The organism is Streptomyces sp. C10-9-1 (assembly GCF_024497955.1).
GTDB classification, from domain to species: domain Bacteria; phylum Actinomycetota; class Actinomycetes; order Streptomycetales; family Streptomycetaceae; genus Streptomyces; species Streptomyces sanyensis.
In genome coordinates this window covers 269,956-281,957 of sequence record NZ_JANHKP010000009.1, presented here as the reverse complement: position 1 = coordinate 281,957, position 12,002 = coordinate 269,956, and the positions used below count along the sequence as shown (strand labels likewise).

Genomic DNA, 12,002 nt, shown 5'->3' with positions numbered 1-12,002 from the left:
CGCGCCCGTGAGCCGCGCCCGGTTCGTGCCGGCCGGGCGCGGCTCAGGCGGTGTGGCGGTCGTAGAGCCAGCCGCGGCGCGCCGGCGGCGGCAGCAGCGGCCCGAGCCGCCCGTCCGACACCGGGGGGAAGACCGTCAGCCGGCGCCACTCCCCGTCGGGACGGCCCGGCAGGGTGCGGCCCGCGGCCTCCCACTCCGCCGCCAGGCGGTCGTAGATCGGGGTCCCGGCGTCGGGCGGTGTCGCCGGTGCCGGGTCCGTGCCCGTCGATACGCGCTGCCAACGAGTCGGCGCCGTGGTCCTTGCCATACCGGGCCAACGCGTCCCGCCGTGCCGAGGTCACCACCGCGCCCCGGTCCCAGGGGACGACCGGAACGGCCATTCGAGGGTCCGTGCCGCCCGCACGGGGCCGGTCCCGCGTGACATCCCGCGCGGCTCCCTCGTTCCCGTCACCGGGGCCCGGAGGATACGGGCGACGGGTCGCGGGAAGAGGGGACCGATGGGACACAAGGGCACGGCGGCGGCACTGCTCCCCGCACTGCTGCTGGGCATGACCGCCTGCCAGTCGGCCGCCGCACCGGCACCGGTGGAACCGGGGACCGCCAAGGGGCGTTCCCCGGCTGCCTCCGCCCCCGCCGGTGTCGGGGACACGGTGGACGACGGCGGCACCCCCGCAGGGGAGCACCTGCGGATCACCCTGCGCGGGCAGGTGGACCCGGCGCTGGGCGTGCCCGCCGTACCGCGCCCGGGGCCCGGGACCCGCTGGGTGGGCGTCGAACTCACCGTCGTCAACGTGGGCGGCACCGCCCACGAGTCCGCCGTCGCGCGGGCCTGGGTGGTGGACGACCGGGGGCGCAGCCACCCCGCCGTCGCCACCGGGGAGCTGACCACCGGGCTCCCGCTCGCCCGCGGGCGCATGACGGTCGGCGAGCAGCGCAGGGGCTGGCTCGCCTTCGCCGTCCCGCACGGCTCCCGGGCCGTCGCCCTGCACTGCCGGACGGCGGCCGGGGAGCACCGCTGGGCCCTGTGACACCCGGCACCGGAAGCGTTCACCCGGGCAGGTGAACGCGGCCCGGAAGGGCCTCCTCCGGGCACTAGGGTGCCGAGCCATGACCACTGCGAACACCGTCAACACGGCCGTCGACCCCGCGGAGCTGGGCACCATGGTGCTGCTCGCCTGGACCGGCGACCCGGCCGAGGGCCACGACACCCCCTACCTGGTCGCCTACTCCCTGGGCGACGGGACCGGCGGCGGCGAGGCCGCCCGGGCGGCCGCCGCCACGATGATCGAGGAGCTCGGGCTGACCACCGGAGACGTGCTGCAGGACCGCACCCGGGAGGGCACCTTCCCCGTGCAGCTGCTCATCCAGGCGGGGCAGGCCGTGCTGACCATGCCGCACATGAACGCGCAGTGCCCGGCGCCCGAGGAGTGGCTGGCCGCCGCCGAGGAGCGCGGCACCGTCCACTTCATGATCGCCGCACGCCCGTGGCCCGAGGCCAGGCCCGGTACGGCCCTGTCGGAGGAGGTCCTCAAGAGCTTCCTCGGCGACGAGGCCGTCCTGGCCGACACCGCGCACGTGCTGCTCCCGGTCTCCCGGCTGCGCGGCTGACCCGCCTCCCGGCCGGGCGGGCCGGGGCCCCAGGCCGCCGCCCGCCCGGTCAGGCGCCGAAGGTGAAGGGCAGACTGCGGACCCGGTTGTCGAAGCTGGAGTCCACCAGGCCCGCCGGACCGGCCGCGCGCAGACCGCGCGGCCTGCCGAGCAGTTCACCGAAGAGCGCCTTCAGCTCCTGGCGGGCCAGGTGCGCGCCGAGGCAGTAGTGCGGCCCGCCGCCGCCGTAGCCGAGGTGGGGGTTGGGGTCGCGGGTGATGTCGAAGGCGTCCGGATCGGCGAAGACCGCCTCGTCCCGGTTGGCCGAGGCGTAGTACAGCACCACCTTCTCCCCGGGGCGGAACACCCGCCCGCCGAGTTCGCACTCGGCGGCCACCGTGCGGCGGAACTGGATGATCGGCGTCGAGTGCCGCACGATCTCCTCCATCGCCCCGTCCGCGTGGCGGTCGAAGTCCTCCTCCAGCAGCGCCCGCTGCTCCGGGTGGGCGGACAGCAGGCACAGGCCGTGCGCGAGGGCGTTGCGGGTGGTCTCCACCCCCGCCACCAGCAGCAGGGAGAAGAAGGCCCCCAACTGCCGTCCGCTCAGGCCGCGTCCGTGGACGTCCGCGGAGACCAGGGCCGAGACGAGGTCGCCTCTCGGGCGGCGGCGGCGCTCCCGGCCCAGGCGGACCATCGATGCCTGGAGGTGGGCCAGGGCGCGCAGGCCCCGGCCCGGCACCCGCAACCCGCGGCGCACGCCCACGTTCTCCGACGCCCGGTCGACGCGCAGGGCGATCCCGGCCCGCATCCCCTGCGGGACGCCCATCAGGTCGCAGATCACCTCGAAGGGCATCCGCGAGGCGACCTCCTTCACGAAGTCGGCCTCCCGGACGCCCCCGGGGTGCCGGGCGAGCAGCTCGTCAACGATCCGGCGGGCCGTCGCGCGGACGTTGTCCTCGGTGGCGGCGAGCAGCCGGGGGGTGAAGGACCGGGCCACGATCCGCCGCAGGTCGGCGTGGTCGGGGCCGTCCATGTTGACCATGGAGTTCCCGAACAGCGCCTTGGCCCAGGCGGCCGGCTCGGGCGTGGTGACCCCGGGCGCGCTGGCGAAGTCCCGGGGCCGCCGGCTGGCCGCGACCACGTCCGCGTGCCGCACCAGCGCGTGGAACGGGGCCCCGGTTCCCTCGCCGAAGCGGACGGGTGCGGGCAGCGTGCGCAGGTACGCGAAGGCCGCCAGCCGCTCCTCGCGCGGCAGCCGCCAGAAGGAGGGGTCCGCCAGGTCGGGGACCCCCGGTGCCCCCGCCCCGCCGGGCGGTACTCCCCGGGCTCCCGGGATCCTGCGTGCCATCTCGACCTCCTGCAAACGGGCCCACCGCGTCAGCACCGGTCCGGCGATTGCTGCGGACAGGGGAAATCTGCGCGGGTGCGGGCGTGTGCTCGTTGTTGCAGAGCAACGGGCCGAAGCCGGTCCGGGTAACTCCCGAGGGGACGAAACACCGTGATGAAGTTGACAACGCGCGGCCCACTCGCCGCCGTGGTGGCCTGCGTGGCCTCGGCCGTGACCGGGGCGCCCGCCGTCGCCGCCGGATCCGTGCCGGTCACCGTGCCGTTGGAGAGCGTCGAGGCGGCGCTGCCCGTCGAGGCGCCCTCGCTGAGCACGGGCGTGCCGGTCCCGGTCCCGGGCGCCCCCGAGACCCCGCGCCACACCACCGGCAACCTGCTGCCGGACAACACGCTCCCCGCGGTGCCCTTCGCCGGGCAGCTCCCCGAGACCCTGGTGGAACTCCCGGTGGACAACCCGCTCGGCGAGGGCGAGCCGGGTGCCGTCCGGGCCGTCACCGAGGCGTCCGACCTGAGGCTGTCCAGCCCGGGCGCCTCGCTCGGTGCCCCGCTGACCCAGCCGCGGCCGGACTCCTTCGGGCAGCCGGAGCCCACGATGCCCGAGGCCGGGGTGATCGCGCCGGTGCTCCAGGGGGCCCCGGCGGCGGCCCTCCTGCTGGGCTGACGCCCAAGGCGCGCCACGGGCCGGGGCGCCGACGCCCGGTCCGCAGCGGGCCCGCCCCCCGTCCGGGCGAGCAACCCTTCGGGGCCGCCCTCGTTGTGCAGACCGAGCGTGCGTGCACCGTGAAGCCGGGTGCACCTCGGAGCGGAGCGACGGGGAGGGACGAGGACATGATCGGCAGCAGGGGGACGCGCGGGACCGCCGGGGCCCTGGCCGGGGCCGCGGCCCGATGGCCGACCGCCCGCCCCCTCGCCCGCCGGATCGTGCTGCGCGCCCTGCTCACCGCCGGAGTGATCGCCGGCACGGCCGGGGCGCTCGCCCCCGTCCTCGCCCGCCGGGGCGCGGACGGGGTGCGGGGGCCGGCGTCCGAGCGGTCGCCCCGCTCGCTGGAGGACTTCGCCGAGACCTACCGGGGCCGCCACATCCAGGGCAGTGCCACGGTGATGGTCCCGGCCGGGGCACCGGCGGGCACGGACGCCGAGGCGCGGGCGCGGGCCGGGGTGCCCAGCGTCGAGGTCCGCATCGACGGGCGGCCGCTGCACGTGATGCGCCGTGCGGACGGCAGCTACCTGAGCATGGTGAACCACTACGAGTCGTTCCCGACCCTGCGCGGGGTGGCCCGTGCCGCGGTCGACGAACTGGCCGGCGCACAGCTGTCGTTGACCCCCACGCACGGCCACTGAGACGGACCGTGCCCGACCCGGGAGGGACCGCACCCGTGTACACCCGCATCAACCAGCGGAACATGACCCGGGCCCAGAAGCGCCGCTTCGTCGACGCCCTGCTGACGCTCAAGCGCTCCGGCCGGTACGACGAGTTCGTCAGGATGCACGGCGCGTACTACGTCACCGATGCCGAGGAGCGGCCCCGGGCCGCCCATATGGCCCCCTCGTTCTTCCCCTGGCACCGGCGCTACCTGCTGGAGTTCGAACGGGCGCTGCAGTCGGTCGACCCGGGCGTGTCGGTGCCCTACTGGGACTGGACGGTCGACGACAGCCCGTCCTCCTCCCTCTGGGCGGACGACTTCATGGGCGGTACGGGGCGCGGCCTGGACCGGCAGGTGACGACCGGGCCCTTCGCGTACAGGAACGGCGGCTGGCGCATCGACAGCCGCATCACGGACGGCAAGTTCCTCACGCGGGACCTCGGTCGCCCCCGCAACCCCGTGACGCTTCCCACCAAGGAGGACGTGGCCGAGGCGCTGGCGGAGCCCGTCTACGACACCGCCCCCTGGGACTCGCGGGTGACCCGCGGCTTCCGCAACGCGGTGGAGGGCTGGAACCCCGGGGGCGAGGCGCGCTGGCGCAACCACAACCGGGTCCACCGCTGGGTGGGCGGCCTGATGATGGGGTCGACCTCGCCGAACGATCCCGTCTTCTGGCTCCACCACGCGTTCGTGGACCTGCTCTGGGTGCGCTGGCAGGCCGCGCACCCCGAGGCCGGGTACCTTCCCGCGCAGCCGCTTCCGGCCACCGACCCCGGGCACGGGAAGATCTTCTCGCTTGACGATCCGATGCCCCCCTGGGACGTGCGCCCCTCGGAGCTGCTGGACCACACGCGCCACTACCGCTACGCCTGAGCTGCCGCTGCCGCTGCCGCTGCCGCTGCCGCTGCCGCTGCCGCGGGCCGGCCCGCGGGCGTCGCGCAGACCGCGGACCGCGGACGGAGGCCGCCCGGGACGCCCCGGGCGGCCTCCGGTCTGTGCGCTGTACTCCGGAACCGGGCCCGCCCCGCAGGCGTCGCCCGGGGGGCGCGGAGCGGAGCGGGGTGCGCACATGCGCACGGCCCCTCCCGTGCGGGGTCGCACGGGAGGGGCCGCAGGACCGACGCGGCGGCGGGACAGGGGCCCCGCCCGGTGCGTCAGTAGGCGCCGTTGCCGTCGGCGTTGACGCAGGTGTTGCCGAACGCCGGGTTGAGCAGCGCGATGACGTTCACCGTGTTGCCGCAGACGTTGACCGGCACGTGGACGGGAACCTGGGCCAGGTTGCCCGAGAGGACGCCGGGGGAACCGACGGCCGCACCGTGCGCTCCGGCGTCGGCGGCGGCCATGCCGGCGCCGCCGGCCAGGATGGCACCCGTGCCCGCGACAACGGCGGCGGCCTTCGCGATACGCGACATCAACTTCTCCTTGCACGATTCAGAGGCGGCCGCAGGGTTTGCGGCCATCACGCACCGTTCAACGCCTCAACCGGACGCCGGTAACGGATCACGGCGAACTCCGACCCCAACGGTCCCGTACGGACCTCGTGCGGACGGTGCCCGCGCGGCGGTGCGCGGGGCGCGCCGGAAGCCGACGCGGCCGCGCCCGGCGTCCGCCGCCCTCTCCCGGCCCGGCGGGCACACCCGCGCGTTCGCTCGTATGTTCTATTAAAGGGGTAGGGTGGAGGGCATGGCGGCACACCTCCAGGGCTCCCTCTTCGACCAGACCGACGAGATCCGGCTCGGTCCGCTGGACGGCCTCGGGCGCACCCTGCTCGGTGCGGGCGCCTGGCTCGACGCCCTGCCCGGCTGGCTGACCGGGGCGGACGCGCTCTTCACCGAGCTGGAGCGGTGCGTGCCCTGGCACGCCGAGCGCCGCACCATGTACGAGCGCACGGTCGACGTCCCCCGGCTGCTGGCCTCCTACGGGGACGGCGCCCGGCTGCCCCATCCCGTGCTCGCCGCGGCGCGCGAGGCGCTCTCCCGGCACTACGCCGCCGAGCTCGGCGAGCCCTTCACCACGGCGGGGCTCTGCCTCTACCGCGACGGCCGCGACAGCGTGGCCTGGCACGGGGACCGGATCGGGCGGGGCGCCCGGGAGGACACCATGGTGGCCATTCTGTCCCTCGGTGCGCCCCGCGACCTCGTCCTGCGGCCGGCCGGGGGCGGCGGCCCGGCGGTGCGCAGGGCGCTCGGCCACGGCGACCTGGTCGTGATGGGCGGCTCCTGCCAGCGCACCTGGGAGCACGCCGTGCCCAAGACCTCCCGCGCGGTCGGTCCGCGCATCAGCGTCCAGTTCCGCCCGCACGGCGTGCGGTGAGCCGTCCGGCCCGCCGACGCGTCAGGACAGGGGCCCGCGCCGCACCGAACGCCCCGCGAGCACGTCCGTGCGGGCCCCGTCCGCGATGACGAACCGGCCGTCGATCAGCACGTGGGGGATGCCCGAGGGCCGGGCCCGGGGGGAGTCGAAGGTGGCGCCCGCCGCCACCGTCTCCGGGTCGAACAGCACCAGGTCGGCCCGGTGGCCGGGCCGGACCAGGCCCCGGTCCGGCAGCCGCAGCCGGGCCGCGGGCCGCCCCGACAGGTGCGCGACGGCCTCCTCCAGCGAGAGCACCCCCAGCTCCCGCACGTAGCGGCCGAGGTAGTGCGGGAAGGTCCCGTAGGCCCGGGGGTGCGGCTTGGCGCCCTCCAGGATGCCGTCGCTGCCGCCCGTGTGGATGCGGTGGCGCATGATCGTTTGGACGTTCTCCTCGTGGCCCACGTGCTGGAGGATCGTCGTCCCGAGCCGGTCCTCGACCAGCAGCCGGCGGGCCGTCGTCCACGGGGCCTCCCCACGCAGGGCGGCCGTCCGCGCGACCGTCCGGCCGACATGGCCGGCGAGGGACGGCTCGCGCACGCCGGAGACCTCGACGGTGCCCCAGTCGACCGGGACGCCGTGGCAGCCGTCCGAGCCTGTCCCCTCCAGGTCGCGGCGGATCCGCTCGGACACCTCCGCGTCCCGCAGCCGGGCCAGTACGGTCTCCGGCCCGCCCTCGCCCGCCCAGCTCGGCAGCAGCGCGGCCAGCGTCGTGCAGCCGGGGGTGTAGGGGTAGCTGTCGAGCGTGATGTCGGCGCCCGCGTCCAGCGCGGCGTCCAGCAGGTCGAGCAACTCGCCCGCGCGGCCATCGTTCACGCCGAAGTTCATGGTGGCGTGGGCCAGGTGCAGGGGGCAGCCGGCGACGCGCGCCAGCAGCACCATCTCGGCGTAGGCGGCCAGCGCGCCCGCGCCGTAGGAGCGGTGGTGCGGGCAGTAGTAGCCGCCGTGGCGGGCCACCACCCGGCACAGCTCGGTGAGCTCCCCGTCGCCCGCGTACATGCCCGGGGTGTACGTCAGCCCGGAGGACATCCCCACCGCGCCCTGCTCCAGGCCCTCGGCCACGAGCGCCTTCATCCGGTCCAGCTCGGCGGGGGTCGGCGGCCGGTCCTCCCAGCCCATCGCCAGCATCCGGACCGTGCCCTGCGGGACCAGGTAGGCCGCGTTCACCGCCACGCCCCGGTCCAGCCGGTCGAGGTACCCGCCCACGGTGCGCCAGTCGAAGTCGACGCGCTCGTCCCCGGGGCCGCCGCCGTTCCAGCCGGCGATCGCCGTCCGCACCGCCTCCAGCGTCGTGTCGTCGGCCGGCGCGTACGACAGGCCGTCCTGGCCGAGGACCTCCAGGGTGACGCCCTGCGCGGCCTTGGCCGAGTGGTCGGGGTCGCGCAGCAGGGCCAGGTCGCTGTGGGCGTGCATGTCGACGAAGCCCGGGGCGAGCACCAGCCGGTCGGCGTCGAGGGTGCGCCGGCCCGCCAGGCTGCGCTCGCCCTCCCGCCGCACGGCCGCGATCCGGCCCTCGCGCACCCCCACGTCGGCCCGGTAGGACGGGCCGCCGGAGCCGTCGACGACGCGGGCACCGCGGATGACGAGGTCCATGGGGGAGGCCTTTCGGTCGGGTGCGGACACGCCCCGCCGCCCGGGGCGCCCGCGCCGGGGAGGGGGTCAGAAGAAGGTGCGCACGAAGTCCGCCACCGTGCCGTCCCGCTCCACCACCGGGATCAGCTGCCACTTGTCGAACACCGTGCACGGGTGCGACAGGCCGAGCCCCACCCAGTCGCCGACCTCCAGCCGGGCCCCGGGCCCGGTGCGCAGCCAGCCGTGCTGGTCGGACAGCCCCGTGAGGGTGATGCCCTCGGCCGGGCGCAGCTCGCCGGTGCGGGCGTCCCGCACCACCTGCACCTGCGGCAGGTCCAGGTCGTACGCGGCGTCGCGCTTGCCCGCGTTGACGAACGCCTGCTCTGCCGTGGGCCGCGACAGCACCTGCGCCCACAGCCGGAAGGCGGGTTGCAGGGCACCCTCCCCGGAGACCCGGTTGAAGGGGGTCAGGCGGCGGTAGTGCCCGTCGTCGTGGGAGACGTAGGCGCCCGAGCGGAGCAGCTTCAGCACCGGCGAGGAGAGCGGGGGGAGTTCCGCGAAGACCTCGGCCACCGTGTCGAACCAGGCGCTGCCGCCCGCGCTGACCACGATCTCGTCCGTGTCGGCGAGCAGGCCCGCGGCGTCCAGGTCTGCGGCGAGCGCCACCAGGGTGCGCAGCCAGGCGCGCACCCGCTCGCCGTCCGCGCGGGGCACCTCCCCCTCGTAGCCCGCCACCCCGACCAGGCGCAGCGACCGGGCGGCGGCGGCCGCCTCGGCGACGGCGCGTGCCTCGGCCGCCGTGCGGACGCCCGTGCGGGCGCCCTCGCCCGCGCCCAGCTCCACCACGACCTCCAGCGGGCGCGCGGCCCCGGCGAGCGCCTCGTCCATCAGCGCCACGCCGCGCACCGAGTCCACGTAGCAGATCAGGCGCAGCTCCGGGTCGCGGTCCAGCTCACCGGCGATCCAGGCGAGCGCGGCGGCGTCCACCACCTCGTTGGCCAGGAAGATCCGGCGGACCCCGTAGGCCCGGTAGACCCGCACCTGGTGGGGGACGGCCGCGGTGATCCCCCAGGCGCCGCGCTCCAGCTGACGGGCGAACAGCTGGGGGGCCATGGAGGTCTTGCCGTGCGGGGCGAAGTCGAGGCCGTGCTCCTCGGCATAGGTCTCCAGGAGGGCCAGGTTGTGCTCCAGCGCCTCCGCGGAGAGCGCCAGGACGGGGGTGGTGAACCCGCCGGTGAACAGGTTGCGGCGCTGGGCGGCGAGGGCACCGAGAGTCAGTCCGCCCGCATCCGGCGGGAGCCCCTTGAAGCGGTGGTCCGCCGGTTCGTCCGCGAGACGGGCGACGGCGCTGTCGGCTGCCATGGGACCTCCTCCACTGTTGTTGCGTCATCTGCAACATGCGTTGCGCATGGCGCTCTGCGGTGTCTAACATCCGGTCGGATGCCGGGTCAATGGTGTCCGGTCGCCGGGGCGCACGGCCCCCGCCTCCCGGGGCCGGTCGCACGGCCCGGACCGGCCGACCAGCGAGGAGCCCGCCATGACCGCGAGCCCGACCGCGACCGACCCCGCTCCGGTGGACGTCGTCTGCCTGGGCGAGTCCATGGTCGCGCTGCTGCCCGCCGGGGGCGGACGCCTCGCCGACGCCGAGGCGTTCGTGCGCGGGATCGGCGGCGCCGAGTCCAACGTGGCCTGCGCCCTCGCGGCCGCCGGGCACCGCACCCGGTGGGTCTCACGGGTCGGCGCGGACGGCTTCGGCGACCACCTGGTGGCCGCCATCGCCGCCCGCGGGGTCGACACCTCGGCCGTCGTGCGGGACCCGGACCGGCCCACGGGGGTGTACCTGCGCACCGCGGCCGACCGGGCGGACGCGGACCACGAGGTCCTCTACTACCGCGCCGGCTCCGCGGCCTCGGCCCTGTCCCACCGGACCGTCCCCCGCGCCGCCCTGGCCTCCGGCCGGATCCTGCACGTCTCCGGCATCACCGCGGCCCTCTCCGCCGGCTGCCGCGACCTGATGCACCGGCTCCTCGCCCACAGGCCCGGACGGGGCACCGTCTCCTTCGACGTCAACCACCGGCCCGCGCTGTGGCGGGACGCCGACGGTCCCGAGGTCCTGCTCCGGCTCGCCCGCGGCGCCGACCTCGTCTTCGTGGGCGAGGACGAGGCGCGCACCGCCTGGGGCCTGGACACCCCCGACGCGGTCCGCGCCGCGCTGCCCGAGGCACGGCTGGTGGTGGTCAAGCGCGGCGCCGCGGGCGCCGTCGCCTTCACCGGGGACGGGGACCGCGTCGAGACCCGCGCGCCCCGCGTCGAGGTCGTCGCGGCCGTCGGCGCGGGGGACGCCTTCGCCGCGGGCTTCCTCTCCGGCACCCTCGACTCCGTGCCGCTCCGCGACCGGCTGCGCCGCGGCCACCTCTTCGCCGCCGCGGCCCTCACTGTCCCGGGGGACCTCGCCGCCCCGCCCGGCCGGCAGCAGACCGAGCGGCTCACCGCCCTCGACGACACCGCGTGGGGGAGACTGCACCTCGGCCCGGGCTGGACGGGCCGGGACCAGGAGGTACCTACGCCATGAGCCAGACCGTCGACCGCGCGCTCGGCATCCTGCCGCTGCTCGCCCGGGGGCCCGCCGACCTCGGCCGGGTGGCGGAGAGCCTCGGCGTCCACAAGTCCACCGCCCTGCGGCTGCTGCGCACCCTCCACGAGCACGGCCTCGTCTACCGCCAGCCGGACCAGCGCTACCGGCTCGGGGCCCGGCTGATCGCCCTCGCCCAGGAGGCCGTGGAGAGCCTGGACGTACGGGGGATCGCCCACCCCCACCTCCTCGCGCTCAACGAGCGCACGGGGCACACCGTCCACCTCGCCGTCCGGGAGGAGGACGAGGTCATCTACATCGACAAGGTGGAGAGCCGCTACCCGGTGCGGATGTACTCCCGCATCGGCAGGCCCGTCGCCACCACCGTGGCGGCGGTGGCCAAGCTGCTCCTCGCCGACCTGCCCGAGGAGGAGCGGCGCGCGACGGCCGCGCGGCTCGACTACCCGCGCTACACCGCCCGTTCGACACCGGACGCGGCGTCCTTCCTCAGGGAGCTCGCCACCGTGCGCGCCCAGGGCTGGGCCACCGACCTCGGCGGGCACGAGGAGTCCATCAACTGCGTCGCGGCCCCGGTCCGCGGCGCGGACGGGCGGGTCGCCGCCGCGATGTCGCTCTCCGCCCCGAACGTGGTCGTCACCGCCGAGGACCTGCTCGCCCTCCTCCCGCTGGTGCGGCGCACGGCGGAGGCCGTCAGCCGCGAGTACGCGGGACACACGCCCCGTCAAGGATCCGCCTCCCGGAAGGACGCACCCAGGTGACCGAGAAGACCGCCTACACGCCCGCCACCCACACGGCACCGCCCGCGCGGTTCTCGCACGGGGTGCGCAAGGGCGGCATCCTCCAGGTCGCCGGTCAGGTCGGCTTCCTGCCGGCGCGCGACGGCGCCGCGCCGGTGCCCGCGGGCCCGACCCTGCGGGCGCAGATGGAGCAGACGCTCGCCAACGTCGAAGCCGTCCTCAGGGAGGCGGGGTCCGGCTGGGAGGACGCGGTGATGATCCGCGTGTACCTCACCGACACCGCCCACTTCGCCGAGATGAACGAGATCTACGACGCCTACTTCGCGGGGCTCGCGGTGCCGCCCGCGGCCCGCACCACGGTCTACGTCGGCCTCCCCGAGGGGCTGCTGGTCGAGATCGACGCGATGGCGGTCCTCGACTAGAGGACGCCGCGACCGCGGCGCGGGGCGCGGGGCG

14 protein-coding genes are annotated in these 12,002 nt (G+C 76.1%); 9 read left to right on the top strand and 5 right to left on the bottom strand.

Annotated elements, in window-relative coordinates:
* Window positions 1-43 precede the first annotated feature (43 nt).
* A complete protein-coding gene (locus tag NPS70_RS15460) occupies window positions 44-307 on the bottom strand; it encodes a hypothetical protein (RefSeq protein WP_256524812.1) in 264 nt (87 codons plus the stop codon).
* Window positions 308-497: 190 nt separating this feature from the next.
* On the opposite strand from NPS70_RS15460, the gene NPS70_RS15455 reads away from it, so the two are divergent.
* Together NPS70_RS15455 and NPS70_RS15450 are read left to right on the top strand one after the other, a co-directional pair.
* Window positions 498-1,028: a DUF4352 domain-containing protein gene (locus NPS70_RS15455; protein ID WP_256524811.1), complete on the top strand. Its 531-nt coding sequence runs from the start codon at window positions 498-500 to the stop codon at window positions 1,026-1,028.
* Between the two features lie 79 nt (window positions 1,029-1,107).
* Window positions 1,108-1,608 (top strand): DUF5949 family protein, encoded by a 501-nt coding sequence (locus tag NPS70_RS15450; RefSeq protein WP_256524810.1) that lies wholly within the window; start codon window positions 1,108-1,110, stop codon window positions 1,606-1,608.
* Between the two features lie 49 nt (window positions 1,609-1,657).
* Here NPS70_RS15450 and NPS70_RS15445 read toward each other — a convergent pair whose 3' ends face one another.
* Complete coding sequence (locus NPS70_RS15445) at window positions 1,658-2,935, bottom strand: cytochrome P450 (protein ID WP_256524809.1); 1,278 nt, start codon at window positions 2,933-2,935, stop codon at window positions 1,658-1,660.
* 153 nt (window positions 2,936-3,088) lie between these two features.
* Here NPS70_RS15445 and NPS70_RS15440 point away from each other — a divergent pair, with 153 nt between their 5' ends.
* From NPS70_RS15440 to NPS70_RS15430, 3 genes are all read left to right on the top strand, one after another.
* Window positions 3,089-3,592 carry a hypothetical protein gene (locus NPS70_RS15440; RefSeq protein ID WP_256524808.1) on the top strand — a complete coding sequence of 168 codons (504 nt, stop codon included), beginning with the start codon at window positions 3,089-3,091 and terminating at the stop codon, window positions 3,590-3,592.
* 167 nt (window positions 3,593-3,759) lie between these two features.
* A complete protein-coding gene (locus NPS70_RS15435) occupies window positions 3,760-4,272 on the top strand; it encodes a tyrosinase cofactor (protein WP_256524807.1) in 513 nt (170 codons plus the stop codon).
* A 35-nt stretch (window positions 4,273-4,307) separates the two neighbouring features.
* Window positions 4,308-5,168, top strand: a complete 861-nt coding sequence (locus NPS70_RS15430) for a tyrosinase family protein (protein WP_256524806.1) — start codon at window positions 4,308-4,310, stop codon at window positions 5,166-5,168.
* A gap of 281 nt (window positions 5,169-5,449) precedes the next feature.
* Here NPS70_RS15430 and NPS70_RS15425 read toward each other — a convergent pair whose 3' ends face one another.
* The gene (locus tag NPS70_RS15425; RefSeq protein ID WP_256524805.1) at window positions 5,450-5,707 is read right to left on the bottom strand and encodes a chaplin; all 258 of its coding nucleotides are present in this window, start codon (window positions 5,705-5,707) and stop codon (window positions 5,450-5,452) included.
* A gap of 271 nt (window positions 5,708-5,978) precedes the next feature.
* Here NPS70_RS15425 and NPS70_RS15420 point away from each other — a divergent pair, with 271 nt between their 5' ends.
* Entirely contained in the window at window positions 5,979-6,608 is a 630-nt protein-coding gene (locus NPS70_RS15420; protein ID WP_256524804.1) for an alpha-ketoglutarate-dependent dioxygenase AlkB, read from the top strand.
* Between the two features lie 21 nt (window positions 6,609-6,629).
* Here the strand turns inward: NPS70_RS15420 and NPS70_RS15415 are convergent, their stop codons facing one another.
* Together NPS70_RS15415 and NPS70_RS15410 are read right to left on the bottom strand one after the other, a co-directional pair.
* Window positions 6,630-8,237, bottom strand: a complete 1,608-nt coding sequence (locus NPS70_RS15415; RefSeq protein ID WP_256524803.1) for an amidohydrolase family protein — start codon at window positions 8,235-8,237, stop codon at window positions 6,630-6,632.
* A gap of 66 nt (window positions 8,238-8,303) precedes the next feature.
* On the bottom strand, window positions 8,304-9,578 hold the full coding sequence (locus tag NPS70_RS15410) for an alanine racemase (protein WP_256524802.1): 1,275 nt from the start codon (window positions 9,576-9,578) through the stop codon (window positions 8,304-8,306).
* A 175-nt stretch (window positions 9,579-9,753) separates the two neighbouring features.
* Between NPS70_RS15410 and NPS70_RS15405 the strand changes: the two genes are divergently transcribed.
* The 3 genes from NPS70_RS15405 to NPS70_RS15395 are packed head-to-tail and all read left to right on the top strand — an operon-like array spanning window position 9,754 to window position 11,968.
* Window positions 9,754-10,788 (top strand): sugar kinase, encoded by a 1,035-nt coding sequence (locus tag NPS70_RS15405; RefSeq protein WP_256524801.1) that lies wholly within the window; start codon window positions 9,754-9,756, stop codon window positions 10,786-10,788.
* Window positions 10,785-11,567 (top strand): IclR family transcriptional regulator, encoded by a 783-nt coding sequence (locus tag NPS70_RS15400; protein WP_256524800.1) that lies wholly within the window; start codon window positions 10,785-10,787, stop codon window positions 11,565-11,567. Before NPS70_RS15405 ends, NPS70_RS15400 begins: the two co-directional genes overlap by 4 nt.
* The gene (locus NPS70_RS15395; protein ID WP_256524799.1) at window positions 11,564-11,968 is read left to right on the top strand and encodes a RidA family protein; all 405 of its coding nucleotides are present in this window, start codon (window positions 11,564-11,566) and stop codon (window positions 11,966-11,968) included. Before NPS70_RS15400 ends, NPS70_RS15395 begins: the two co-directional genes overlap by 4 nt.
* Window positions 11,969-12,002 lie beyond the last annotated feature (34 nt).